Source organism: Caldimonas caldifontis, assembly GCF_002930615.1.
Taxonomy (GTDB): Bacteria; Pseudomonadota; Gammaproteobacteria; order Burkholderiales; family Burkholderiaceae_C; genus Caldimonas; species Caldimonas caldifontis.
Map to the genome: position 1 here is coordinate 157,476 of NZ_PSNX01000001.1, position 23,506 is coordinate 180,981.

Consider the following 23,506-nt stretch of genomic DNA (forward strand, 5'->3'; position numbering starts at 1 on the left):
CATGAGCACCACCACGATGCAAACGCCCCCCGGAACATCACCTCATGCGATGACCTCGCACGATCCGGACCTGCCCGATCACGTTCGAAATCTCTACACCTACACACCATCCAGTCTGGCCGGCAATCTGATCGGCGCTGTGGTGATCGTGTTGCTCTATGCGGGCTTTGCTTCGCTGCTTTCGTTGTCGCTGTGGTGCGTGGCCTTCACGGTCGTGTGGGTGTACCGGGCGTGGATCGCGGCCCGGTTCAAGCGCATCGAACTGAATCCCGACACCGACTTTCCTCGCTGGCGCAGGCTGTGGAATGCGGGCGTGCTTGCATCGGGTGCCCTGTGGGGGGCTGCGGTCTGGATGTTCTATGGGGCTGGCGACAGCATCCAGCAGATCGGGCTGATCATCACGGTTTACAGCTATTGCGTGGCCTCGGTCCCGGTGTTGGCTGACCAACGCCGGGCGTTTCTCGCCTTCCTCGGCTTTTGCTTCGTCCCCACGATCACTCGGATCGCCTTGGAGGGCTCGCTCTACAGCTACGAACTCGCGGGGGTGCTGCTGCTGGCGATGGCCATGACAGCGCTGCTCGGGCGCAACTACCGACAGGCCATGGAACGCGTGATCGAGCTCAAGCTGCGAACCGAGCATCTGCTGGAGCAGCTTCGCAAGGAGAAGGCAGCGGCTGACCTTGCGCGACAGGAAGCGGAAGTGGCCAACCGCGCAAAGACGCAGTTCTTTGCTGCGGCCAGCCATGATCTGCGCCAACCTCTGCACGCGGTGGGCCTGTTCGCCGAAGCCTTGCGCAACAAGAGCCGCGATGAGGAGGTCATCCAGCTGGTCAACAGCATCAACAGCTCCGTTGACGCGCTGGAGGGGCTCTTCTCCGAGCTGCTGGACATCACCAAGATCGACACCGGCGCGGTCGAGGTGAATCCTCAGCATTTCAAGCTCAAGGATCTGTTTGCCCGCCTTCGCCTGCATTACGAGCCCACCGCCTTCGAAAAGGGGCTGATGCTGAAGTTCCGGGGTGAACAGCACCACGCCTACGCGGACCCCGTGCTGGTCGACCGCATCCTGCGCAACCTCATCTCCAATGCCATCCGCTATACCGAAGACGGTGGCATCCTCGTGACATGCCGCCCGCGCGGCGACCGGCTGCTGATCCAGGTCTGGGACACGGGCATCGGCATCCGAGCATCGGAGCAGGACCGGATCTTCGAAGAGTTCTACCAGGTCGAGGCCGACCGTCCCTTGCCCGCGCATCATCGCAAGGGCCTGGGCCTGGGCCTGTCGATCGTCAGGCGCCTTGCCAACCTCATGGGAGCGTCGCTGACGCTGAAGTCCCGACCTGGCCATGGGACGGTCTTCTCGCTGGTCATTCCGCTGGGGAAGGCTCAGCGCTCGCTCGAGCCGCTGCCGGGGCGCGCACCGCTGGGCCTCACCCTGGAGCGTAAGCTGATCGCTGTGGTGGAGGATGAACCCTCGGTTCGTGACGGGCTCGAGGTGTTGCTCAAGGGCTGGGGCGCCACCGTGGCGGCCTTCGACACCGTCGAAGGCTGCCGCCAATGGGCCGAACAGGCTCACCATCAGGGCCAGCGGCCAGACCTCGCCATCGTCGACTACCGCATTGACCATCAGCACACCGGGATCGACGCGATCCAGGTCCTGCGCAAGGTGTTCGGGCCCGAGTTGCCTGCCATCGTCGTGACCGGCAGCACCACCGCGGGGCTGGAGGAAGAAGCTCAGCGCCATGACTTCCATCTGCTGATCAAACCCGTCGTGCCCAACAAGCTGCGGGCCATGATTGCCTTCAAGCTGGGCGTCCGCTCGCACTGAGGAGAACCTCATGTCCGAGGTGCATCTGCAGCTCTCGATCGACGACCAGGACGATCGTCCGACGCGGCGCCGCAAGCCACTGATCGAACGGGTCGAAGGCCGTATCACGGCCATCGACGTGCTGGACCGGTTCCGCACCCTGCGACAGGTGTGGTACTCCGATGAGCTGGCCCCTTTCGTGGAGGGCATCGAACGTCAGCTTGTGGAAGAGGCACGCTTGAGCGAGGCGTGCGACGGCCTGCCGGGCTGCGATCACCCCGACCTCTGTTCCAGCTCCGCCTGTGTGAAACCCAGTGCCGACCCGACCACACGTCGTCTGCATCTGTGGCATCCAGAGGTCTGGTGGCTTTCGCCCCTGGTGCGTCGGCGTGACACACCGCTCAACATGCGCGTGCCCCTGGCAGACTGCGAGCAGGCGCTGGCGCAGGCGTTTGCCGAGCATCTGCCCGAGGCCTGGCGCAAGCAGCACGTGAAGGTGCAGCTCGAGGTCGAGACGCACATCTACTGGGGTGGGTGCGGGTTGCTCGACCCCGATGGTGATGGACCGCAGATCTGGTCACCTTGCAGCTTCCGCGGCGATGGTGTGGGGGCCTCGGACAATCTCCTGGAGTTCAAGCGCGGACGACCCCGCTGGCTGGTGCCGACCAACGAGGCGCAGGCGCCGTTGATCCGCCGCACCTTGCGTCCCGGGGTCGGCCTGCTGGTGGCCGTACCGGTGGTGAGTTTCGAGTTGCAGGAAGGCGCCACGGGCTGGCTGATGCGCCAGGCCCGACGTGCCTTGCGGTGGTTCGGCTGGAAGCAGCCGATGGTCGACCGCGACCCGACCTTCGAAGGACGCCTGCGCACGGACGAGGCGTGGTGGTCCCAGGCGCTGGGCCTGCCGCCACTGGCGGATGCCGATCTGGCACGACACGTCAAGCAGGGTGCCCGGCTGGCGCCGGCCTCCCGTCCTGCGGCCGTCCACCAGCCAGGGGCCGATGCCGACGCCGTCCTGTCGCATGTGCTGCTGCTCCACGGGGGGCTGACCTCCGCGCGCAGCGGCTGGTCGGCCTGGCTGGCCCGCGATGCCGCCGAGGCCTCGACACGGCCCGGTCCGTGGGAGGGGTTGCCCCTGCTCGATGCACAGCGGGTCTGGCGGTTCGAGCACGACACCTTCCTGCGCGTGGACCGCAATATCAACCAGCTCATCGACCAGCTGGAACGCCAGGTCATCGGCCGCGCAGAGCGGGGCACGCTCGTGCTGCTGGCCCATTCGCGGGGAGGGAACGTGGCGCGTTTCGCCTTGCCGAGGCTGCGCAAGCGCTGGCCTCACTGGGATTTCCACGCGTTGACGGCGGGCAGCCCGCACCTGGGGACCAAGGTCTTCCGACAGATCGGTCGCCGCTGGGCAGGCCTGAGCATGCTGGTGGGGGCCTTCCGCGACGTGGCTTCCGGCGTGCTGGACAAGCAGCAGATGACCGAGCTGCTGATTCTGGAGCGGGCGCTGGCGTACGACATTCCGCCGGGCTTTCAGGACGTGGAGCCTGCCGGCGTGGCCCGTATGGCCAAGGGGCAGCCGCTGCCCGAAGAGCTCACGGCCTGGGGATCTGAATGGGCTCCGCCACGCGGGCGCCCCGTGGAGGACCGTGTGTGGCACCGCGTGATCGAGGATTTTGCCGGTCTGGAAGCCGACGGCGACGGCATCGTGCCACTGCACTCGTCCAAGCCCGAGGGACTGCCTCGGGCACACGACGCCTCACCGGTGTTCCACACCGGCTACTTCGCGCACCCTCCGACGGTTGCGCAGATCCGGCAGGCGCTGGAGCAACATCTGCTCCGGGTGGCTTAGACCTCCAGGTTGTCGATCAACCGCGTCGTACCGAGTCGGGCGGCGGCCAGCACCACCAGGGGGTCGCCTGCGGCCAGCTGCTCGGCGGTGGGTGGCCGCAGATCGGTGCGACGGCGCACGCTCACGTAGTCGGGCTGCCAGTTGCGCCCGCGCAGGTGGGCCATCGCGGCACCTTCGATCGCCGGCAGGTCGCGTTCACCGCGGCGCAGCTTCAGCTGCACGTCCTTGAGCGTCATCGACAGCTGCACGGCTTCGGCGCGCTCGGCCTCGCTCAGGTAGCCGTTGCGCGAGGACAGCGCCAGCCCGTCTTCGGCGCGGGCGGTTTCGGCACCGATCACATCGATGGGCAGGGCGAGCTGCTGCACCATGCGGCGCACCACCATGAGCTGCTGGTAGTCCTTCTTGCCGAAGACCGCCACGCGGGGCTGCACGCAGTTGAAGAGCTTGAGCACCACCGTGCACACGCCGGTGAAGAAGCCGGGGCGGAACTCGCCTTCGAGCAGGCCGGCCAATTCGGCGGGCGGCTGCACGGTGTAGGCCTGGGGTTCGGGGTAAAGCTCGGCTTCGCTGGGTGCAAAGACCAGGTTGCAGCCCACGCTGCGCAGCAGTTCGCAGTCGCGCTCCAGGGTGCGGGGGTAGGTGTCGAAGTCTTCGTGCGGCGCGAATTGCAGGCGGTTGACGAAGATGCTGGCCACGACCGGCCCGCCATGCTCCTTGGCCAGGCGCACCAGCGAGAGATGCCCCTCGTGCAGATTGCCCATGGTGGGCACGAAGGCGGTGCGGGTGCTGCCGGCCAGGGCCTGCCGCAGCTCGGCGATGGTGTGGACGATGCGCATGGCGTTGGGCCCTTCGGTGGGGCTCAGTAGCTGTGATGTTCGGGGTGGGGGAAGCGGCCGGCCTTGACCTCGGACACGTACAGCCGCACGGCGGCCTCCACGTCATGGGCCTCGGCCATGAAGTTGCGCACGAAGCGCGGCAGCTTGCCGCGCGTGATGCCCAGCATGTCGTGCAGCACCAGCACCTGGCCGGCGCAGGCCGTGCCCGCGCCGATGCCGATGGTGAGGAGCTGGGGGTTCTCGGTACTCACCCTTGCGGCGAGGGGGGCGGGCACCAGTTCGAGCACCAGCATCGCGGCGCCGGCATCGGCCAGTTCCCGGGCCTGGGCCCGCAGCTTGGCGGCCCCTTCATCGCTGCGACCCTGCACGCGGTAGCCGCCCAGGGCGAACACGCTTTGCGGCGTGAGCCCCAGGTGGGCACACACGGGGATGCCCCGCTCGGTGAGGAAGCGTACCGTCTCGGCCGTCCAGCCGCCGCCTTCGAGCTTGACCATCTGGGCACCGGCCTGCATGAGCGCCACGCTGGACGCCAGGGCCTGCTCGCGGTTGGCCTGGTAGCTGCCGAAGGGCAGGTCGGCGATCAGCCAGGCTGTGCGGTTGCCACGGGCCACACAACGGGTGTGATAGGCCACCTCGTCCAGCGTGACCGGCACGGTGCTGGCCTGGCCCTGCAGCACCATGCCCAGGGAATCTCCCACCAGCAGGCAGTCCACACCGGCCTCATCGAGCACGCGCGCAAAGCTCGCGTCATAGCAGGTGAGCATGGCGATCTTCTCGCCCGAGGCCTGCATCTCGCGCAGGCGGAACAGGCTCAGCGGCTTGCGCGCGCGGGTGGAAGAATCGTCGGCAGGGGACGCATGGCTGCTCATCGCGGACACCGGCTCCGTGAGAAAGTGCGCGGATTCTAGCGAGGCGTGTGCGATCTTCGCTGCAGCGCACCAAATGGTGTCGCTATGGCATCAGGCTGGCTGATAGGCGAGCCGGACGTAGATGGGCGCAAAGGCCTCGGCCTGGGTGATTTCGAGCAGGCGTTCCCGGGCCAGTTCCAGCATGGCGATGAAAGTCACCACCAGCACCTGGGGGCCACGGCTGGGCTCGAACAGTTCATGAAATTCCATGAACCGGCGGCCCTGGAGGGTGCGCAGCACGATGCTCATGTGCTCGCGCACCGACAGCTGCTCGCGGCTGATCTTGTGGTGCTGCACGAGCCTGGCGCGCTTGAGGATGTCGAGCCAGGCCTCGCGCAATTCGTTGACGCTGACGTCGGGGAAGCGGGGCTGCAGCGACTGCTCGATGTAGACCTGGGCGCGCAGGAAGTCGCGGCCTAGCACGGGCAACTGGTCGAGCTTGGCTGCCGCCAGCTTGATCTGCTCGTACTCGAGCAGGCGGCGCACCAGTTCGGCGCGCGGATCCTCGGGTTCCTGGCCTTCCTCGGTCTTCTTCGGCGGCAGCAGCATGCGCGACTTGATCTCGATCAGCATGGCCGCCATCAGCAGGTATTCGGAGGCCAGCTCGAGGTTGCGGTTGCGGATCTGCTCGACGTAGCTGAGGTACTGGCGTGTGACGTCGGCCAGCGGGATGTCGAGGATGTTGAAGTTCTGCTTGCGGATCAGGTAGAGCAGCAGGTCCAGCGGGCCTTCGAAGGCCTCGAGGAAGACCTCCAGCGCATCGGGCGGGATGTAGAGGTCCTGAGGCAGCTGGAAGAGCGGGGCACCATAGAGCTTGGCCACCGCGGCCACGCTGTCGACGACCTCGGGCAGGCCGTCGTCGCCCGGCGCCAGCGTCGGGTGCTGTGGATCGGCCTCGGGGGCCAAAACCTGGTCGCTCACCGGGGCCGTTCAGAGAGATGGTGAGCGTGGGCTCACTCGCCCAGTCCCTTGGTCTGATACACGTAGGGCTGTTGGGGCACCCGGGCCTTCTGGTAGTCGCTCTGTGCCTGGCGATCGATGTCGCGGTCCCACAGCAGGGCGCGGCCGCGGCGCTGCTCGTCCTCGAGGCTGGGCTTCCTCGCCTTGAGTTCCTCGATGAAGTTCGTGACGTCGGACTTGTAGGGCTTCCAGAAGAGCGGCATGGTTCACAGGCGGCACGAGCCGCTAAAGTCAGGCTTGGCATTTTACCGGGGTGGCGAGATGGCTCGATGGTGGGCGGCGGTGACGGGCGCCATGGCGGCGCTGGGGCTGCTGGTGGGCTGCGATTCGCAGCGCATCGCCCAGCTGGAAGTGGGTGTGTCCACCGAGGCCGACGTGCGTGCCCAGTTCGGCGAGCCGGCGGCGGTGCACCCGGAGCCCGATGGCAGCAAGACGCTGGAGTACCCGCGCCAGCCCGAGGGCCAGGTCAACTACATGATCACCCTGGGCCCGGACGGGCGGCTGCGTCGGATCGACCAGGTGCTGCGCGAGGAGGTGTTTGCCCAGCTCACGCCCGGCCTGGACAAGGCCCAGGTGCGCCGCCTGCTCGGACGGCCCGCCACGACCCAGTTCTACGTGCTCAAGAACGAGGAATTGTGGGAATGGCGCTACCTGAACGGACCGGAGAGCCGGGTCTTCCATGCCAGCTTCGACCCCGAAGGCCGCCTGCTGCACACGGCGTCGCAGCTCGACCCGCGCGAGGCGATGCCGGGCGGGAAATGAGCACCGACCTTCCTGGGACCCCCATGCAGGAATTCGAGATCAAGTACCAGGTGCCACCGCAGCGGCGTGCGGCCCTGGAGACGGCCTTGCAGCAGCGCGCCACCACCCAGCGCATCCACCTGCAGGCGGCGTATTTCGATACGCCGGGACGCGATCTCGCGCGGGCGGGCATGGCGCTGAGGCTGCGCAAGGAAGGGCGGCGCTGGGTGCAGACGCTCAAGGCCGGGGGCGCTGATGCGCTGACGCGCTTCGAGCACAACGTCGCGCTGGGCGCGGGCCGGCCGCAGGTCGATCCGGTGCGCCACGCCGGGACGGCGCCGGGGGACCGGCTGCTGGCCCTGGTGCAAGCCGGTGGGGGCCTGGTCGAGACTTACCGCACCGATGTGTGGCGCCGCCTGCGTCGCCTCAGGCATCGGCTGGGCACGGTGGAGATGGCACTCGATGTGGGGGAGATCCTCAGTGGCGATCGGCGCCTGCCTGTGTGCGAGTTCGAAGTGGAACTGGTCGAGGGCCAAGCGCAGGCGGTGCTGGCGGTGGCCGAGCGCTGGATGAATCGCTTCGGCCTGTGGCTGGACGTGCGGTCCAAGGCCGAGCGGGGCGATCGCCTGGCACAGGGCGTGACCAGCGTGCCCGCCACGCGGGCCTCGGCCATCGAGCTGCCGGCAGGCGTGGGCACGGGGGCGGCATGGCGGCAGGTGCTGGCGGCCGCCATGGCTCACCTGCTGCCCAATGTCTGCGAGCTGTGCGAGGCGGGGGTGCAGGCCCCGGAGGCAGACGTTCACCGCGTGGAGCAGGTGCATCAGGCGCGTGTGGCCCTGCGCCGCCTGCGTACGGCCCTGCGCTTCTTCCGGGGGTGGCCGGGGGTGCCTGATGCCACCGAGGCCGAGGTGGGGATCCGGGAGGTCTTTGCCCACCTGGGCCAGGCCCGGGACAGAGATGTCGTGGCGGCCCTGCTGGACCCGGTCTGGCAGGCCCACGGCCTGCCGCCCGTGGCGTGGAAGACCGGGGAGGGGCGCGACGAGGTCGATCCGGCGGCGATGCTGCGAGGGCCTGTGGCCCAGACCTTGCTGCTGCGGCTGCTGCGCTGGCAGATCGAGGCCCTGGAGCCCGGGTGCCAGGACCCCGCCTTCGCTGCCCGCGCCCGAAAGCGGATCAAGGCCTGGCATCGCGCGGTGGCGCGACATGCCGAGGACTTTCTCGCCATGGAAGATCCGCAGCGCCACGATCTGCGCAAGCGCATCAAGCGGCTGCGCTATGCGGTCGATTTTGCCGGCGGGCTGTTCGAGCGGCGACGCGTGAAGGCGTATCTGCGCGCCCTGGCTGCGGCGCAGGAGCGCTTTGGCGAATTCAACGATCTGGCCGTGGCCCAGGCCCTGCTGCAGGGGTACGAGGGGCCGTCGGCCTGGTTTGCGCAAGGCTGGCTCAGGGGCCGTCGCGACATGGCCCTGCCGGCCTGCCAGGGCGCACTTCAGGCCCTGGCCCAGGCGCCGCGTTTCTGGAAGAAGGCGGGGCGTGCATGAGCGACCACCTGGACTGGTGGGGTGCCCCGCGGCTGCGGCCTGTTAGGCTCCCGCCCTGATCCCGATCTTGTCGCCCCTGCATGCCAGACCACCCCCTGTCCGACAGCCCGTCCACCGGCGAGCCCCCGCGTGCCAGCACCCGTGCGCTGGCGGCCGGTATGCGCTGGGCCGAGTTCGAGATCGAGCGCGTGCTGTGCGAGACGGCCACCAGCGTGGTGTATCTCGCCACCGACCATGCGCTGGAGGTGCAGGTCGCGGTGAAGGAGTACATGCCGCTGCAACTCGCCTGGCGTGATGCCGCCGGGCAGGTGCGTCCCGCTGCGGGGCGCCCGACGGATGCCTGGGATGCGGGGCTGCGAGCCTTTGTCGGGGAGGCCCGCCTGCTGGCGCGCATGGACCATCCCGCGTTGGTGCGTGTGCTCAGGCTGTGGGAGGCCCACGGGACGGCGTGTTGCGCCATGCCCTACCTCCCGGGCAAGCGACTGTCCGAAGCGCGCGAGTCGCCGGAATGGCTACCTACGGAATCCCAGGTGCTGCAGATGCTCGATGCCCTGCTGGGGGCTCTGGCCAACTTCCACGCGGTGGCCGGGACCGCGCACGGGGGCGTGCGTCCGTCCAACATCCTCCTGCGCCCAGGGGGCATGCCCATGCTGCTGGGACCGGGTCGGGCGAGCCGGGCCACGGCCAGCGACCTGGTCGAATCACTGATGGCCCGGCTCGAGCCTTCGTTCGCGCCGCCCGAGCTGAGCGTGTCGATTGGCGATCACGCACCGGGGCCCTGGAGTGATCTCTATGCGCTGGCGGCCGTGCTGCGTTGGTGGATGACCGGTGCCGCCCCGCCGTCGGCGGCCCAGGTGGCCTCCGGCCGGCGCCTGGAGCCCATGGGGGAGTTGATGCGCCGCCTCTATGGCGCCTGGCCGCAGCGGCCCTACGCCTCGGCCCTGCTGGAGGCCCTGGATGCGGCCTTGCTGCCGCTGCCACGCGAACGGCCTCGCAGCGTGGCCGAGTTCCGCGAGCGCCTGGGGCCCTTGTTGCCGGAGCGGTGGCTGTGGTTCGATGCTGCACCGGTACCGGCGGCGTCACCGGCGCGGCCCGTCGAACGGGCTGAGACGCTGACGGCCATGGCGCAGCAGGCCCTCGATGCCCCGGCAGCGTCCCAGTCCGCTCCCGAGCGTTCGCCGCAGCCCAGGACGTCCAAGCCGATGCCGCTGGATCCTCTGGCGCATCGCAGCGGGCCGGTGCCGCTGGATGAAGCCGCCGCGACGCCAGCGTCGATGGATGCGGCCCTGGAGCGTCTGCGTGCCGCTCGCCAGGCGCAGCCCGAGCCCGGGTGGCGAGGGTGGTGGGCCCGTTGGCAGCAGCCTGTGGTGGGTGCAGGTCTCCTGGCCTTGTTCGCGAGCGTGTGGTTCATGGAGCCTCCCGCGCCGTCGGTCACGCTGCCGCCGCCCACGCTGTCGCGCGAGTCGCCGGCCGACGACGCCGGGCAGGCGCAGACCGGCGCGCAGCCAGCCACCGCTGCGCCGTCCGAGTCGGCTGCCTCGGCGCCTGCCGCGCGGGTGCCCGGCCCCGCTGCGGCGGCGTCACGCTGACCCGCAGGCCTCGACGAAGGTTGGCGCCCGGGGCGTGCGGCCGTCGAGTTCGCCGAACAGGTCGATCACCGTCTCGCGCAGCCAGCGGTTGCCCGGGTCATTGTGGAAGCGGTGGCTCCAGTGCAGGGCCACGGTGAAGACCGGCAGACCCATCTCGGGTTCGACCACGCCCAGCGTGCCGTCGCGCGCGAAGGTGAGCGCCGTGCGGCGCGGCAGGATCACGGCCAGGTCCGTCTCGCGCACGATGGACGGGATCACCATGAAGTGCGGAATGCTCAGGCGGATGTTGTCCTGCAACGCCAGGGTGTGCAGCACGCGTGCAGTTTCGGTGTGCTGGCGCACGACGATGTAGTCCAGCCGCGCGAGCCAGTCGCGCGTGGGGGGCTCGCGCAGCAACGGATGATCGGCCCGGGCCAGCACCACGTACTTCTCGTGGAGCAGCGCGCAGCGTTCGGTGGCATCCACCCCCGGCAGGTAGCCGAAGGCCAGGTCGATCTTGCCGGTGTCCAGCGCGTCCTGGATCTGACCATGTTCGAGCTGATGGGTCTCGATGCGCACGCCCGGCGCAACCCGCCGCACGGCATGCATGAGCGCCGGCAGGAAGACGCCCTCGCCGATGTCGCTCATGTGGATGCGGAAGGTCTTGCGCGCCCGTGCCGGATCGAAGCCCCCGGTGGCGTGCAGGGCCTCTTCGATGAGGTGCAGCGCCTGTGCGACGGCATCGGCCAGGGCATCGGCCTTGGCCGTGGGGGCCACGCCGCCGGCCATGCGCACGAACAGGGCGTCACCCAGCAGCAGGCGCAAGCGCGTGAGACCGTGGCTCACGGCCGGCTGTGACAGGCCCAGCACCTCGGCCGCACGGCTCACACTGCGCTGCTGGTGAACGGCATCGAAGATGCGCAGCAGGTTGAGGTCGAGGTCGCGCAGGTCCATGCCGTCAGCCTGCCACGGGCCGGCCTCAGTTGAGCGAGGCGCCGCTGGCCTTCACCACCTTCTCGTACTTTGCGAGCTCGGCCTTCACGAAGTCGCCGAACTGGGCCGGCGTGGTGGGCGAGGGCTCGGCCATCAGCTGCGCGAAGCGCGCCTTCACGTCGGGCTCCTGCAGCGCCTTCACGAACACGTCGTTGAGACGCTGCACCACATCGGCCGGGGTGCCGCCCGGCGCGAAGAGGCCGAACCACGTGTCGATCGCAAAGCCGGGCAGGCCCGATTCGGCGATGGTGGGCAGCTCGGGCATCACGCTCGAACGCTGGGCCGTGGTGACGGCCAGCGCCTTCAGTCGGCCGGTGCGGATGTTGCCGGAGGCCGCGGCGAGGTTGTCGAAGTTCAGGTCCACCTGGCCGGCCAGCAGGCCGAGCTGGGCCGGCGCCGCGCCCGCATAGGGGATGTGCACCATGCTCACCTTGGCCTGGCCCTTGAACATCTCGCCGGCCAGGTGCCCGGCGCTGCCATTGCCGCCCGAGCCGTAGTTCAGGCGGCCCGGGTTGGCGCGCGCATAGGCGATCAGGTCGGCGACCGAGCTGATCTTCAGGCGCTGGGTGGTCTCGACGTTCATCACCAGCACGTTGGGTACGCGCGCCACCAGCGTGATGGGCGCGAAGTCGCGGATGGGGTCGTAGGGGATGCGTGCGTACAGCCAGGGGTTGATGGCGTGCGTGGCCACCGCACCCATCACGATGGTGTTGCCATCCGGCGCGGCCTTGGCCACATGGTCGGCGCCGAGGTTGCCGCCCGCGCCGGCACGGTTCTCGACGATGACGGTGCCCAGACTGTCCTTGGCCTTCTCGGCCAGCAGCCGCGCAATGGTGTCGAGCGGGCCACCGGCCGGGTAGGGCACCACCAGGCGCACCGTGCGGGCCTGCGCGCTGGCCAGGCCGGGCAGGGCGAGGGAGGTGGCCAGGGCGGTGTGGGCCAGCAGCCAGTCGCGGCGTTTCATGGGCGTCTCCTTGTGCTCGTGCGGGGGGTCAGTGCTTGTCGGCCTCGGAGGTGAACGAGTCCGCGTAGAAGGCCTCGGCCGGCAGGCCGCAGCGTTCGACGAAGTCGCGCTGGGCCGATTCCACCATGACCGGCGCGCCGCACGCATAGACCTCGTGACCGGACAGATCGGGCAGGTCGGCCATCACGGCCTGGTGCACGAAGCCGGTGCGGCCGCTCCAGGCGTCCTCGGCCTTGGGCTCGGACAGCACGGGCACATAGGTGAGCCACGGCAGCCGGTCGGCGGCCGCCTGGGCCCAGTCGTGCAGGTAGAGGTCGGCGCGGCTGCGGCAGCCCCAGTAGAGCACCGCGGGGCGGGTGATGCCCTTGTACTCCAGGTGCTCGATCAGGGCCTTGATGGGCGCAAAGCCGGTGCCCGAGGCCAGCAGCACCATGGGCTTGTCGGTGCCGTCGCGCAGGAAGAAGCTGCCGAAGGGACCTTCCATGCGCAGGATTTCCTTCTCCTTCATCGCGCCGAAGACGTGGTCGGTGAACTTGCCGCCGGGCATGTGGCGGATGTGCAGTTCGATGCCGGGCTGGGCCTCCTGCGTGTGCGGCGCATTGGCCATCGAGTAGCTGCGGCGCGAACCGTCGCGCAGGATGAACTCGACGTACTGGCCCGCGTGGTACTGCAGGCGGTCGTTGGCGGGCAGCTGCAGCTTGAGCACGGCCACGTCGGGCGCGGGCTTGTCGATGCTGCTCACGCGGCAGGGCATCTTCTTGATCGGGAACTGGCCGGCGCCCACCACCTCGCGCGATTCGATCACGAGGTCGGTCTGTGGCGTTGCACAGCAAGTGAGCACGAAGCCGGCTTCTTCCTCGGCCGGGCTCAGGGCCTTGAGCTGGTGGGCCCCATGGATGACGCGGCCGTCGAGCAGGCGGCTCTTGCACGAGCCGCAGGCCCCGTCCTTGCAGCCGTAGGGCAGGCCGACGCCCTGGCGGATGGCCGCGGGCAGCACGGCTTCGTCGCGCTCGACGGTGAAGGTGTGGCCGCTGGGCTGCACGGTCACGGTGAAGGTCATGGCGGGGCCTCTTAAACTGCGAAACCTCGTATTTTGCCCGCTGGAGCAAAACCCTCCTGCTGCCCGCCGTGTACCAGCCTGCCCCTGCTCCCACCCGCCTGCCACGCCGTCCCCGATTGCTCATCGTGGGTTGCGGTGATGTGGGCCTGCGCGTGGCCCGCCTGCTGGTGCCGCGCTGGCGGGTGCTGGCGCTCACCTCGCAGCCTGCGCGCGTGGCGGAGTTGCGTGCCGCCGGCATCGTGCCGCTCGTGGGCAACCTCGACGAGCCGGCCACGCTGGCGCGCCTGGCGGGTCTGGCCGATGCGGTGCTGCATCTGGCACCGCCGCCGGGCCAGGGCGACACCGATCTGCGCACCGCAGCTCTGCTGCACGCGCTGTCACGCAAGCCGGCGATCCGTTGCCTGGTGTATGGCAGCACCACTGGGGTCTATGGCGATGCCGGCGGCGCGCGCTTCGACGAGACCCGCCCGGTCGCACCGCGGTCCGACCGCGCGCGGCGGCGTGTGGACGCCGAAGCGCGCGTGCGCTGGTTCGGCCGTGCCTTCGGCGTGCGTGTGACCGTCCTGCGCATTCCCGGCATCTATGCGGGCGACCGCCCTGGCGGACACCCGCGCGAACGCCTGGCGCGCGGCACGCCGGTGCTGCGCGACGAGGACGACGTCTACACCAACCACATCCATGCCGACGACCTCGCTCGTGCCTGTGTGGCCGCCCTGCTGCGCGGCAAGCCCCAGCGCGTGGTGCATGCCAGCGACGACACCGAGCTGAAGATGGGCGAGTACTTCGACCTGGCGGCCGACCTGTGCGGCCTGCCGCGCCCGCCGCGCATCAGCCGGGCGCAGGCGCGCGAGCAGTTGTCGCCCCTGCTGCTGTCCTTCATGAGCGAATCGCGCCGGCTGAAGAACGACCGGCTGGTGCGCGAGCTGCGGCTGCGGCTGCGCTACCCCACGGTGCGTGAGGGGCTGCTGGCGTCGTCGTGAGAGGTCAGATCCCCTGTGCCCCGCGCAGGTGCTTCATGCGGTCCATGGACTGGACCTTGACCGTGCGCACCACGGGGCCACGGGCCACCTCCAGGGTCACTTCGCGCTCGGGCGGGCCGCCTTCCCACAGGCGCTTGTAGAGGCCTTCGAGGTTCTGCACCGCGGTGCCGTCGATGCTGAGGATGCGGTCGCCGGGTGCCAGGCCGGCTTCCTCGGCGGGGCTCTCCTCGGTGACGCGCATCACCTGCACCGCGCCGCCGGCTTCCACGCAGTTCAGGCCCAGCCAGGCCCGTGTGCTCTGGCGCGAGGCACCGCGTTCGCGCAGCTCGGCCATCACGGGCTTGAGCAGGTCCACCGGCACGAACATGTTGCCCGGCCGGCGGGTGCCGGCACCGGTGTCGGACAGGAGGAGAGAACCGATGCCGACCAGCTCGCCGCGGGCATTGAACAGGGCGGCGCCGCTGTGGTCGGTGCGTGGTGGCGAGGTGAAGAGGGCGCCTTCGATGTGATATTCCCAATAGCCGGAGAAGGCGCGTTGCGAGACGAGTTGTGCCAGGCTGATGCCGCCGTCATCGCCGCCGCTGACGATCATGTAGGGCTCATCCGCAGGCGTGCCGGTCGATCGTCCCAGCGGCGCGGCCGTCACGCCCAGGGGGACCAGCGGCTGCACCAGGCCGAAGCCGGTGGCGAGGTCATAGGCCAGGACACGGGCCGGCAGTGTGCGCCCGGCACCAGTGCGCACATCCACGCGTTCGGCTTCCAGCACCAGGTAGCCGATGGTCAGCACGAGGTCGTCATTGCCGATGACCACGCCCGAGCCTTCACGTACCGTGCCCAGGCTTGCGGCCGAGCGTGCGTCGCGCGCCACGCGGATGCGCAGGCCGACCACGGCATCACGCGCCCGCTCCAGTGCCGCAATCTGTGCGGGGCTTCCGGCCACGCTGGCAGCTTCTGCGTTGGGGGGCGTCTGAGCACGGGTTGCCGTGGCCAGTGCCAGCAGGGTTGCAGCAGCAAGTGTCAGCCCCCAAAGGCTGGGACGGGGCAGGGCACGCATGGCAGACCTCCACGCCGAGGCGGTGTCGAGGGCCACAGCATCGCGCTTTCGCGCGACCCTGCTGAGCCCAGGGGCTTTGGCCCCGGGCTGGTGCGCATCAGAAGCGGCGGCGCCCCTGGAAGGGCGGCTTGCCGCGCCAGTACTGGATCATCAGGAAGCCGCCCAGCATGCCGCCCAGGTGGGCGAAGTGGGCGATGCCCGAGGCCGTGCCCGACATGCCGAAGAAGAGCTCCAGCGCCCCAAAGACGGCCACGAAGTACTTGGCCTTCATCGGGATGGGCGGGAAGAGCGGCACGATGATGCGGTTGGGAAACAGCATGCCGAAGGCCAGCAGCAGGCCGAAGAGGCCGCCCGAGGCACCGACGGTGGGGTAGCGTGCCCCGGTGAGGTAGGTGACGAGGAGCTGCAACGCGGCTGCCGCCAGGATGCTCGCGGCCAGGAATTGCAGGTAGCGGCGCTGGCCCCACAGGCGCTCCAGCTCGCTGCCGAACATCCACAGGCCCAGCATGTTGAAGAACAGGTGGCCGATGCCACCGTGCAGGAAGGCATAGCTCACCACCTGCCAGGGCATGAAAAGATCGCTGGTGACGGGCCACAGCGCGAAGTAGCGCGTCAGCGCCAGGCCCAGCAGCATGTCGATCGAGAAGGCGGCCACGTTGATCAGCAACAGGGCCTTGGTGACGGGTGGCAGTGGCGGCATGAGGCTCGGGCGGTTGGAATGCAGTGCCCGGGATCATAGCGGCCACGCCCACGAGGCCCGCAGGTGCGGGCTTTCAGCCATCCTCAGTCGATGCGAAAGCCCGTGGCCTTGGCCACCGCGGACCAGCGTTGCGCTTCGGCTTCCAGCATGCGCTGGGTGTCGGCGCGCGAGGTGCCCCGCACGGTGAAGCCGGTGTCTTCGAGCTGCTTCTTCACGTTCGGGGACTGCAAGGCAGCCACCACTTCCCGGTTGAGCACATCGAGGGCGGACACCGGCGTGCCGGCCGGTGCAAACACCGCAAACCAGGCCGAGAAGTTCACGTTCGGGTGGCCCGCTTCGGTGAAGGTGGGCACCTCGGGCAGCAGGGCCGAACGTTGCGCTGCCGTGGTGGCCAGGGCGCGCAGCTTGCCGCCCTTCACCTGCGGGGCAGCCAGCGCGGTGCTGACGAAGGCTGCCTGCACGCTGCCGTTGATGAGCGCGGTCATCGCGTCACCGGTGGCGCGGAAGTGCACGGGTTCGATCTTGAAGCCGGCCTCCGTGGCGAACATCTCGGCGCCGAAGTGGCCGGGCGTGCCCGCACCGAAGGTGCCGAAGTTGAACTTGTCCTTGTCGGCGCGCGCAGCGGCCACGAGGGCCTTCACGTCGGTGTGCGCGGAGGTGGCGGGCACCACCAGTACGAAGTCGGCGCGCACCACTTCCGACACCGGCACCAGCTCGCGCGCCGGGTTGTAGGGCAGCTTGGCGTGGGTGGCCGGCGCGATGCTGATCGAGCCCACCTCGCCCAGCAGCAGGGTGTGGCCGTCCGGGGTGCCCTTGGCCACCTGCTGCGCGGCGATCTGGCCGCCGGCGCCGGCCACGTTGTCCACGATCAGGGTCTGCTTGAGGCGTTCCCCGAGCTGCTGACCGAGCGTGCGGGCGACCACGTCGGGGCCGGTGCCGGGCGGGAAGCCGACCACCAGGCGCAGGTTGCGCTGGGGGAAGTCCTGGGCGGCCGCCATCTGGGGAGCCAGGAGAAGGGGGGGCACGAGAAGAGGGGCCAGCATCGAGGCCCGGAGCAGGGTGCGGCGCAGCATGACGGTCGTCTCCGTTGGGGTTCTTCGGTGCCGCCAGTCTGGAGTGGGCCTGTGGTCGGCCCTGTCATCCCAGAGGACGACAGCGACGGCGCCGCTCAGGGCAGGAAGGCCGCAAAGAGTTCGCTCTTGAAATGCAGTCCCAGGCGCGCGAAGGCCCGCGCGCGGTAGGTCTTGACGCTGGCCACCGACAGGCCGAGGTCAGCGGCGATACCGTCGTAGCTCAGCCCTTGCAGCAATCGCTCCAGCACGTCGAGCTCGCGCGTGGTGAGCGCGGCACAGCGTGCGAGCAGGCGCTCGCGCACCGCGGTGGCGGGCGCCTGCGCCTGCCACTGCAGCTGGCGCGTCACACAGGCCAGCAGCAAAGGTGCCAGCGCGGCAAAGCGCTCCACCTCGGCCGGGTCGAAGCAGCCCTGGTGCTGGTGGTGGTAGAGGTTCACCGCCATCAGCGAGCCGTCGGCTTCCAGGCGCGCCACCGACAGGCGCTCCAGCATGCCGTGGCGCAGGTAGATGGCCTCACGGTGGTCGGCGCTGGGCGCATCGTTGGCGTGCATGCGCAGCACCATGGCGTGGCCGGGCCGCTTCGACGCGCGCACAGCCTCGAAGCTGCGGTCGCGGCGGTACAGGCCCTGGTCACGGTAGATCGCGAAGCAGTCGTGGGTGACGTCCGGGCCCAGCCGGCAGGCCGAGAGGTGCATCACCGGTGCGCGATCGGGCCAGACCTGGTACACGGCCCAGGAGCCGGCGGCCACGCTGTGGTTGACGGCTTCCAGCGCCTCGCCCGCAAAACCGGGCCGGCCCAGGGCGGCCACCATCCTTGCGGTGGTGTCGGGCGAGGGCGCCGTGGCGGGCAGGGACCACGCGTTCATGGGCATCCTTTCGTCATCCTCAGGGATGACCGCAGTGGGCGGGCTCGCGCCGTATGGTCCATGCACCGTCCTTGGCTGCCTGCACCATGAACCGATCCGAATTCGACCTTGCACCCGCCCCCGTCCTGCAACCCATGGCCCGCATCCACTGCGAGGTCGGCCCGCTGGTGAGCCTGGGGCCAGCCCCGCTGGGCGAACGCCGCTACGTGCCCCTGGGGGGCGGCACGGTGAGCGGGCCCGAGCTGAACGGCACCCTGGTGGAAGGCGGCGTGGACTGGCAGGTTGCGCGCACCGATGGCGTGCTCGAGATTGCGGCCCACTACGTGCTGCGCCTGGACGATGGTGCGCTCGTGGAGGTGCGCAGTGAAGGCCTGCGGCACGGGCCGGCCGCGGTGATGGCGCGACTGGCGCGTGGCGAGGCGGTCGACCCGGGCGAATACTTTTTCCGCACGATGATGCGTTTCACCACTGGCGCGCCCGCCTGGGCGTACCTGAACCGGGTGATGGCCGTGGCCAGTGGGCGTCGTGAAGCGCATCGGGTGGTGCTGGAGGTGTACCGGCTGACCTGAGCCGCGGGCGGCCTTCTGGATCCTGGATAGTTATGTTATTGAACTAATTGCTGCCATTCATCCATGGAATCCCCGACCGCCGCCGTTGCGCGCGGCCGTGATCAGGGTTTGTGCTGGCACACATCTCGCTTGGGCACTGCAGAGTTGACCAATTGGTCAAGTTTGGCTCCTGGAGTGCACCATGTCGGCCCACATCGTCCTGACCTCCCATCCCCGCCGTGATGCGACGGTGCCCGAGGTGCGTTGGGGTGCGCCCACCCCGGAGGAACGCGGGCCGCTCGTGGCCAGCCTCACCAACCCGGCCGCCCGCAACGTCATCGGCTCGCACTCTGGAGCCTATGCGGTCTACCGTGCCCTGGCGGTGGCCTCCGGCGCCCTGCAGCGCGACCACCGTCCCGACCTCACCAACACCGCGCCGGCCGAGGCCATCGGCCCCCATCCGCAATGGGCCGATCCCGACAAGATCGTCTCGCTCGATCCCTGGGGGCACCTGGTGTCCACGGCCTTTGCGGACCGCATCGCCGCCGGCCTGGACGTGCGACCGACCATCGCCATCACCAAGGCCCACATCAACATGCCCGAGCTGCAGGCAGCCGTCACGGCCGGCCGCCTGCAGCCCGATGGGGCGATCCTTTCGCCCAATGGCGACGTGCGCGTCACCAAGGCGGCCATCGACCCGGTGTGGTACCTGCCGGGCCTGGCCAAGCGCTTCGGCATCAAGGAAAGCACGCTGCGCCGCAACCTCTTCGAGCAGACGGCGGGCATGTTCCCGGAGCTCGTCACGCGCAACGACCTCAAGGTCTTCCTGCCGCCCATCGGGGGCATGACGCTCTACTTCTTCGGCGACGTGGCCAAGCTCGGCCGGCCCGAGACGAAGGTGGCCTGCCGGCTGCATGACGAATGCAATGGCTCGGACGTGTTCGGCTCCGACATCTGCACCTGCCGCCCCTATCTGGCGCATGGCATCGAGGTGTGCATCGAGATGGCGCAACAAGGCGGCGTGGGCCTGGTGGTCTACAACCGCAAAGAGGGCCGCGCGCTCGGTGAAGTCACCAAGTTCCTCGTCTACAACGCCCGCAAGCGCCAGACCGGCGGCGACCGGGCCGAGACCTATTTCGAGCGCACCGAATGTGTGGCCGGGGTGCAGGACATGCGCTTCCAGGAACTGACACCCGACGTCTTCCACTGGCTGGGCATCACCCGCATCGACCGCTGGGCCTCGATGAGCAACATGAAGCACGGCGCGCTGACGGCCGCGGGCATCGAGGTGGTCGAGCGTGTGCCCATCCCCGACGAACTCATCCCCGCCGATGCGCGGGTCGAGATGGATGCGAAGAAGGCCGCGGGCTATTTTTCGCACTACACGCCGGATGCCAACGAACTGGCCGTGCCCAAGGGTCGCGGCCTGCAGGAGTGAGGCCATGAGCCTTGCGCCTTTCACCCTGTCGCACGGCCCGGGCTGGCACACGCCCGTGCCCGAGGACCACCCGGCCGCCAGGCTGCTCACGGCCGAGGCCGTTCGCAGCCATTGCGCCGCGGTGATGCAGCCCGTGGAGGAGGGTGCCTCGCCTCACTTCACCTGGCATGCCGACCGCCTGGAGGTGGTGGCGGCCTACGTGGCCGAGACCATCCGCCAGCGCTACCCCGACCTGGCCGTGCCGTATCACAGCCGCTGGCGCCATTTCGAGGCCGGCGGCATCGACCGCTGGGCCGACCTGGCCCGACGGGCCCGCCTGGACGACCCGCTGGAGCGCGCCCGGGTGCGCATCGACCTCGTCATCCCCAGCGTGCTGCTCGACGCCGGCGCCGGGCCCGACTGGCGCTACGTGGACGAAGCGCGTGGGCAGACGCTGTCACGCTCTGAAGGCCTGGGCGTGGCGAGCTTCGACCTGTTCGAATCGGGCGCGTTTTCGTCACGCGGCGACGATCACCCGCTGCACAGCGATGCCACGGCTTTGGCGCATCTGACGCCCGAGCGCCTGGCCGAGGGCTTCCAGGTGCGCGCCGACAACCCGCTGGTGGGGCTGGACGGCCGCGCCGCGCTGCTGCGCCGCCTGGGCGAGGTGATGCATGCCACGCCGGCGGTGTTCGGCCACCCGGCCCGCCTGGGGCATCTGCTCGATTTCCTGCTGGCGCATGCGCGCGACGGGCGCATCGCCGCCAGCTTCGTGCTCGCCACGCTGCTGCGCGCGCTCGGCCCCGTGTGGCCCGGGCGCATCGCGCTGGACGGCGTTTCGCTGGGTGACTGCTGGCGCCACCCCGCGCCGGCCGATGGTCTGGTGCCCTTTCACAAGCTCACGCAGTGGCTCACCTATTCGCTGCTGGAGCCGCTGGAAGACGCCGGCCTGTCCGTGACCGGCCTGGACGAACTCACCGGCCTGCCTGAATACCGCAACGGCGGCTTGCTGCTCGACCACGGCCTGCTGCGCCCGCGCGACCCGGCCTTCTTCGAGCGCGAGCTGACGGTGGACGAGCCGGCCGTCGTCGAGTGGCGAGCCGTCACCGTGATGGCGCTGGACCGCATTGCCGAGGCCGTGCGTGCCCAACTGGGCCTGACGGCGGCGCAGTTCCCGCTGGCCCGCGTGCTGGAAGGCGGCACCTGGGCGGCCGGGCGGCGCATCGCCAACGCACGCCGGGGCGGGCTGCCGCCGGTGCACCTCGCCAGCGATGGCACCGTCTTCTGAACAGCCAACACCCACGAGGGAGCACCCACCATGAGCGTCATTGTCGTCAACCATCCGCTGCTGCAGCACAAGCTCACCTATGTGCGCAGCGAAGACACCACCACCGACAACTTCCGCCGCCTGGTGCGCGAGATCGCCTCCATGCTGGCCTATGAAGTCACGCGCGACCTGCCCACCGAGCTCATCGACATCAAGACGCCGGTGGCCTCGTGCAAGTCGCCCGTGATCAGCGGCAAGAAGCTGTGCCTGGTGTCCATCCTGCGCGCGGGCAACGGCATGCTCGACGGCATGATCGACCTGCTGCCCGGCGCGCGCGTGGGCCACATCGGCCTGTACCGCGACCCCGAGACGCTGGAGCCGGTGGAGTACTACTTCAAGGTGCCTGAGGACATCCGCGACCGCCTGGTGATCGTGGTCGATCCGATGCTGGCCACCGGCAACTCGGCCATCGCCGCGCTCAGCCGGCTCAAGGAGGTGGGGGTGAGCAGCCTCAAGCTCGTGAACCTGCTGGCCTCACCCGAGGGCATCCGCGCCGTGCAGGCTGCCCACCCCGACGTGCCCATCACCCTGGCGGCCATCGACGAGCGGCTCAACGAGCACGGCTACATCGTGCCCGGCCTGGGCGACGCCGGCGACCGCATCTTCGGCACCAAGTGAACACGCTGGCGGCCGATCGGGCAGGGTCGCGCTCGCGCGTGGGGCGCGAGCATGCCGCCACCATCGTGCGCGCGGCCGAGGCCGTGTTCGCACGCCATGGCTTCCAGGGCGCCACGATGGCCGAGATCGCCGAGCGCGCCGGCCTGCCCAAGGCCAACCTGCACTACTACTTCCGCACCAAGCAGGCCGTGTATCGCGCCGTGCTGGACGACATCCTCGCCACCTGGCTGGTGGGCACCGAGGCCCTGGTGCCCGAGGCCGACCCGGCGCAGGCGCTGTCGGCCTACATCCGCCACAAGATGCGCCTGAGCGCCGAACGGCCCGATGCCTCGCGCGTGTTCGCCAACGAACTCATCCACGGCGCGGCCCAGCTGCGCGAGGTGCTGCGCAGCGACCTGCGTGCCCTGGTGCGCGAGAAGGCGGCGGTCATCGACGGCTGGATCGCTGCCGGCCGCATGGCGCCGGTGGACAGCACCCATCTCTTCTTCACGATCTGGGCCGCCACCCAGACCTATGCCGACTTCGAGCCCCAGGTGTGCGCGGTGCTGGGCGTCGAGCGCCTGCGCGCGCGCGACCTCGACCGTGCCACCGAGCACGTGCTGAACCTGGTGCTGCGCGGCTGCGGCCTCGTGGCCCACGGACCCTGACTGCCTGATCAAGCTTCTTCCCGCCCCCTGATCCCTGCACCGAAAGGAACTGCCATGACCCTGTCCCGTCGTCTCCTGCTCGGCACCAGCCTCGCGCTGTCGGCCGGCCTGTTGCACCTGCCAGCCTTGGCCCAGGCCAAGCTCAAGGTGGCCGGCATCTATACCGTGCCGGTCGAGCAGCAATGGGTGTCGCGCATCCACAAGGCGCTCAATGCCGCCAAGGACCGTGGCGAGATCGAGTATGTGTTTTCAGAGAACGTCGCCAATGCCGATTACGAGCGCGTGATGCGCCAGTACTCCGAAGCCGGCCACCAGCTCATCATCGGCGAGGTCTTCGGCGTCGAGGCCGCCGCCCGCCGCGTGGCGCGGGACTACCCCAAGACCGCCTACCTGATGGGCTCGTCGGGCAAGCCGCAGGCGCCCAACTTCTCGGTCTTCGACAACTACATCCAGGAGCCCGCCTACCTCACCGGCATGATCGCCGGCGGCATGACCAAGACGAACCAGATCGGCATGGTGGGTGGCTACCCCATCCCCGAGGTGAACCGCCTGATGCACGCCTTCATGGACGGCGCGCGCGAGATCAACCCCAAGGTGCAGTTCACCGTCACCTTCATCGGCTCGTGGTTCGACCCGCCCAAGGCCAAGGAAGCGGCCTTCGCGATGATCGACAAGGGCGCCGACATCCTCTATGCCGAACGCTTCGGCGTGAGCGATGCGGCCAAGGAACGCGGCAAGCTCGCCATCGGCAACGTGATCGACACCCAGCCGCAGTACCCCGACACCGTCATCGCCTCGGCGCTGTGGAACATGGAGCCCACGGTGGATCGCGCCATCGCCCAGGTCAAGGCCGGCAAGTTCACTGCGGAAGACTATGGCCAATACTCGATGATGAAGTACAAGGGCTCCGAGCTGTCCAAGCTCGGCACCTTTGAATCCAAGGTGCCGGCCGACCTGATGGCCAAGGTGCGCGCCAAGGAGAAAGCCATCCTCGACGGCAAGTTCACGGTGAAGGTGAACGACTCCGAGCCGAAATCCACGCGTTGATC

The 23,506-nt window shown here is 69.2% G+C and carries 23 protein-coding genes; 12 read left to right on the forward strand and 11 right to left on the reverse strand.

What is annotated here, in order from left to right:
- Positions 1-49: 49 nt before the first annotated feature.
- Positions 50-1,828, forward strand: a complete 1,779-nt coding sequence (locus C1704_RS00745; protein ID WP_245876339.1) for an ATP-binding protein — start codon at positions 50-52, stop codon at positions 1,826-1,828.
- A 10-nt stretch (positions 1,829-1,838) separates the two neighbouring features.
- Positions 1,839-3,656: a lipase family protein gene (locus tag C1704_RS00750; protein WP_104300005.1), complete on the forward strand. Its 1,818-nt coding sequence runs from the start codon at positions 1,839-1,841 to the stop codon at positions 3,654-3,656.
- On the opposite strand, the gene panC is transcribed toward C1704_RS00750, so the two are convergent.
- From panC to C1704_RS00770, 4 genes are all read right to left on the reverse strand, one after another.
- Entirely contained in the window at positions 3,653-4,492 is an 840-nt protein-coding gene (gene panC / locus C1704_RS00755; protein WP_104300007.1) for a pantoate--beta-alanine ligase, read from the reverse strand. The genes C1704_RS00750 and panC overlap by 4 nt on opposite strands.
- 23 nt (positions 4,493-4,515) lie before the next feature.
- On the reverse strand, positions 4,516-5,361 hold the full coding sequence (gene panB / locus C1704_RS00760; protein WP_104300009.1) for a 3-methyl-2-oxobutanoate hydroxymethyltransferase: 846 nt from the start codon (positions 5,359-5,361) through the stop codon (positions 4,516-4,518).
- Positions 5,362-5,451: 90 nt separating this feature from the next.
- Positions 5,452-6,306: a segregation and condensation protein A gene (locus tag C1704_RS00765; RefSeq protein WP_104300343.1), complete on the reverse strand. Its 855-nt coding sequence runs from the start codon at positions 6,304-6,306 to the stop codon at positions 5,452-5,454.
- Between the two features lie 47 nt (positions 6,307-6,353).
- Positions 6,354-6,563 carry a DUF3460 family protein gene (locus C1704_RS00770; RefSeq protein WP_104300011.1) on the reverse strand — a complete coding sequence of 70 codons (210 nt, stop codon included), beginning with the start codon at positions 6,561-6,563 and terminating at the stop codon, positions 6,354-6,356.
- A gap of 58 nt (positions 6,564-6,621) precedes the next feature.
- On the opposite strand from C1704_RS00770, the gene bamE reads away from it, so the two are divergent.
- The 3 genes from bamE (at position 6,622) to C1704_RS00785 (ending at position 10,231) form a co-directional block, all read left to right on the forward strand.
- Positions 6,622-7,122 carry an outer membrane protein assembly factor BamE domain-containing protein gene (bamE, locus tag C1704_RS00775; protein ID WP_104300345.1) on the forward strand — a complete coding sequence of 167 codons (501 nt, stop codon included), beginning with the start codon at positions 6,622-6,624 and terminating at the stop codon, positions 7,120-7,122.
- Positions 7,119-8,642, forward strand: coding sequence for a CYTH and CHAD domain-containing protein (locus tag C1704_RS00780; RefSeq protein ID WP_170064592.1), 1,524 nt, complete (start codon positions 7,119-7,121; stop codon positions 8,640-8,642). The genes bamE and C1704_RS00780 overlap by 4 nt, the downstream gene beginning before the upstream one ends.
- An 80-nt stretch (positions 8,643-8,722) precedes the next feature.
- Entirely contained in the window at positions 8,723-10,231 is a 1,509-nt protein-coding gene (locus C1704_RS00785; protein WP_104300015.1) for a serine/threonine protein kinase, read from the forward strand.
- Here the strand turns inward: C1704_RS00785 and C1704_RS00790 are convergent.
- The 3 genes from C1704_RS00790 to C1704_RS00800 are packed head-to-tail and all read right to left on the reverse strand — an operon-like array spanning position 10,223 to position 13,227.
- Positions 10,223-11,164, reverse strand: coding sequence for a LysR family transcriptional regulator (locus tag C1704_RS00790; RefSeq protein WP_104300017.1), 942 nt, complete (start codon positions 11,162-11,164; stop codon positions 10,223-10,225). The two genes, C1704_RS00785 and C1704_RS00790, sit on opposite strands and share 9 nt — an antisense overlap.
- A 25-nt stretch (positions 11,165-11,189) precedes the next feature.
- A complete protein-coding gene (locus tag C1704_RS00795) occupies positions 11,190-12,167 on the reverse strand; it encodes a Bug family tripartite tricarboxylate transporter substrate binding protein (RefSeq protein WP_104300019.1) in 978 nt (325 codons plus the stop codon).
- 28 nt (positions 12,168-12,195) lie between these two features.
- On the reverse strand, positions 12,196-13,227 hold the full coding sequence (locus tag C1704_RS00800; RefSeq protein ID WP_104300021.1) for a CDP-6-deoxy-delta-3,4-glucoseen reductase: 1,032 nt from the start codon (positions 13,225-13,227) through the stop codon (positions 12,196-12,198).
- Positions 13,228-13,286: 59 nt separating this feature from the next.
- Here C1704_RS00800 and C1704_RS00805 point away from each other — a divergent pair, with 59 nt between their 5' ends.
- Entirely contained in the window at positions 13,287-14,207 is a 921-nt protein-coding gene (locus C1704_RS00805) for an SDR family oxidoreductase (RefSeq protein ID WP_104300023.1), read from the forward strand.
- Positions 14,208-14,211: 4 nt separating this feature from the next.
- Here C1704_RS00805 and C1704_RS00810 read toward each other — a convergent pair whose 3' ends face one another.
- The 4 genes from C1704_RS00810 to C1704_RS00825 form a co-directional block, all read right to left on the reverse strand.
- Positions 14,212-15,261, reverse strand: coding sequence for a S1C family serine protease (locus tag C1704_RS00810; RefSeq protein ID WP_104300025.1), 1,050 nt, complete (start codon positions 15,259-15,261; stop codon positions 14,212-14,214).
- A gap of 97 nt (positions 15,262-15,358) precedes the next feature.
- A complete protein-coding gene (locus C1704_RS00815) occupies positions 15,359-15,961 on the reverse strand; it encodes a rhomboid family intramembrane serine protease (protein ID WP_104300027.1) in 603 nt (200 codons plus the stop codon).
- A gap of 83 nt (positions 15,962-16,044) precedes the next feature.
- Entirely contained in the window at positions 16,045-17,034 is a 990-nt protein-coding gene (locus tag C1704_RS00820; RefSeq protein WP_104300029.1) for a Bug family tripartite tricarboxylate transporter substrate binding protein, read from the reverse strand.
- Positions 17,035-17,129: 95 nt separating this feature from the next.
- Positions 17,130-17,900, reverse strand: coding sequence for a helix-turn-helix transcriptional regulator (locus tag C1704_RS00825; RefSeq protein ID WP_146076014.1), 771 nt, complete (start codon positions 17,898-17,900; stop codon positions 17,130-17,132).
- A gap of 86 nt (positions 17,901-17,986) precedes the next feature.
- On the opposite strand from C1704_RS00825, the gene C1704_RS00830 reads away from it, so the two are divergent.
- The 6 genes from C1704_RS00830 (at position 17,987) to C1704_RS00855 (ending at position 23,504) form a co-directional block, all read left to right on the forward strand.
- Entirely contained in the window at positions 17,987-18,469 is a 483-nt protein-coding gene (locus C1704_RS00830; RefSeq protein ID WP_104300347.1) for a DUF3237 domain-containing protein, read from the forward strand.
- A gap of 181 nt (positions 18,470-18,650) precedes the next feature.
- A complete protein-coding gene (locus C1704_RS00835; RefSeq protein WP_104300033.1) occupies positions 18,651-19,886 on the forward strand; it encodes a GTP cyclohydrolase II in 1,236 nt (411 codons plus the stop codon).
- A gap of 4 nt (positions 19,887-19,890) precedes the next feature.
- A complete protein-coding gene (locus C1704_RS00840; protein WP_104300035.1) occupies positions 19,891-21,153 on the forward strand; it encodes a URC4/urg3 family protein in 1,263 nt (420 codons plus the stop codon).
- Between the two features lie 30 nt (positions 21,154-21,183).
- The gene (upp, locus tag C1704_RS00845; RefSeq protein ID WP_104300037.1) at positions 21,184-21,810 is read left to right on the forward strand and encodes a uracil phosphoribosyltransferase; all 627 of its coding nucleotides are present in this window, start codon (positions 21,184-21,186) and stop codon (positions 21,808-21,810) included.
- Positions 21,807-22,457 (forward strand): TetR/AcrR family transcriptional regulator, encoded by a 651-nt coding sequence (locus C1704_RS00850; RefSeq protein WP_104300039.1) that lies wholly within the window; start codon positions 21,807-21,809, stop codon positions 22,455-22,457. Before upp ends, C1704_RS00850 begins: the two co-directional genes overlap by 4 nt.
- A 54-nt stretch (positions 22,458-22,511) precedes the next feature.
- A complete protein-coding gene (locus tag C1704_RS00855; protein ID WP_104300041.1) occupies positions 22,512-23,504 on the forward strand; it encodes a BMP family protein in 993 nt (330 codons plus the stop codon).
- Positions 23,505-23,506 lie beyond the last annotated feature (2 nt).

Coding starts and splice junctions, on each gene's coding strand:
- C1704_RS00745 (WP_245876339.1), top strand. CDS start 50: ATGACCTCGCACGATCCGGACCTGCCCGATCACGTTCGAAATCTCTAC.
- C1704_RS00750 (WP_104300005.1), top strand. CDS start 1,839: ATGTCCGAGGTGCATCTGCAGCTCTCGATCGACGACCAGGACGATCGT.
- panC (WP_104300007.1), bottom strand. CDS start 4,492: ATGCGCATCGTCCACACCATCGCCGAGCTGCGGCAGGCCCTGGCCGGC.
- panB (WP_104300009.1), bottom strand. CDS start 5,361: ATGAGCAGCCATGCGTCCCCTGCCGACGATTCTTCCACCCGCGCGCGC.
- C1704_RS00770 (WP_104300011.1), bottom strand. CDS start 6,563: ATGCCGCTCTTCTGGAAGCCCTACAAGTCCGACGTCACGAACTTCATC.
- bamE (WP_104300345.1), top strand. CDS start 6,622: ATGGCTCGATGGTGGGCGGCGGTGACGGGCGCCATGGCGGCGCTGGGG.
- C1704_RS00780 (WP_170064592.1), top strand. CDS start 7,119: ATGAGCACCGACCTTCCTGGGACCCCCATGCAGGAATTCGAGATCAAG.
- C1704_RS00785 (WP_104300015.1), top strand. CDS start 8,723: ATGCCAGACCACCCCCTGTCCGACAGCCCGTCCACCGGCGAGCCCCCG.
- C1704_RS00790 (WP_104300017.1), bottom strand. CDS start 11,164: ATGGACCTGCGCGACCTCGACCTCAACCTGCTGCGCATCTTCGATGCC.
- C1704_RS00795 (WP_104300019.1), bottom strand. CDS start 12,167: ATGAAACGCCGCGACTGGCTGCTGGCCCACACCGCCCTGGCCACCTCC.
- C1704_RS00800 (WP_104300021.1), bottom strand. CDS start 13,227: ATGACCTTCACCGTGACCGTGCAGCCCAGCGGCCACACCTTCACCGTC.
- C1704_RS00810 (WP_104300025.1), bottom strand. CDS start 15,261: ATGCGTGCCCTGCCCCGTCCCAGCCTTTGGGGGCTGACACTTGCTGCT.
- C1704_RS00815 (WP_104300027.1), bottom strand. CDS start 15,961: ATGCCGCCACTGCCACCCGTCACCAAGGCCCTGTTGCTGATCAACGTG.
- C1704_RS00820 (WP_104300029.1), bottom strand. CDS start 17,034: ATGCTGCGCCGCACCCTGCTCCGGGCCTCGATGCTGGCCCCTCTTCTC.
- C1704_RS00825 (WP_146076014.1), bottom strand. CDS start 17,900: ATGAACGCGTGGTCCCTGCCCGCCACGGCGCCCTCGCCCGACACCACC.
- C1704_RS00830 (WP_104300347.1), top strand. CDS start 17,987: ATGAACCGATCCGAATTCGACCTTGCACCCGCCCCCGTCCTGCAACCC.
- C1704_RS00835 (WP_104300033.1), top strand. CDS start 18,651: ATGTCGGCCCACATCGTCCTGACCTCCCATCCCCGCCGTGATGCGACG.
- C1704_RS00840 (WP_104300035.1), top strand. CDS start 19,891: ATGAGCCTTGCGCCTTTCACCCTGTCGCACGGCCCGGGCTGGCACACG.
- upp (WP_104300037.1), top strand. CDS start 21,184: ATGAGCGTCATTGTCGTCAACCATCCGCTGCTGCAGCACAAGCTCACC.
- C1704_RS00855 (WP_104300041.1), top strand. CDS start 22,512: ATGACCCTGTCCCGTCGTCTCCTGCTCGGCACCAGCCTCGCGCTGTCG.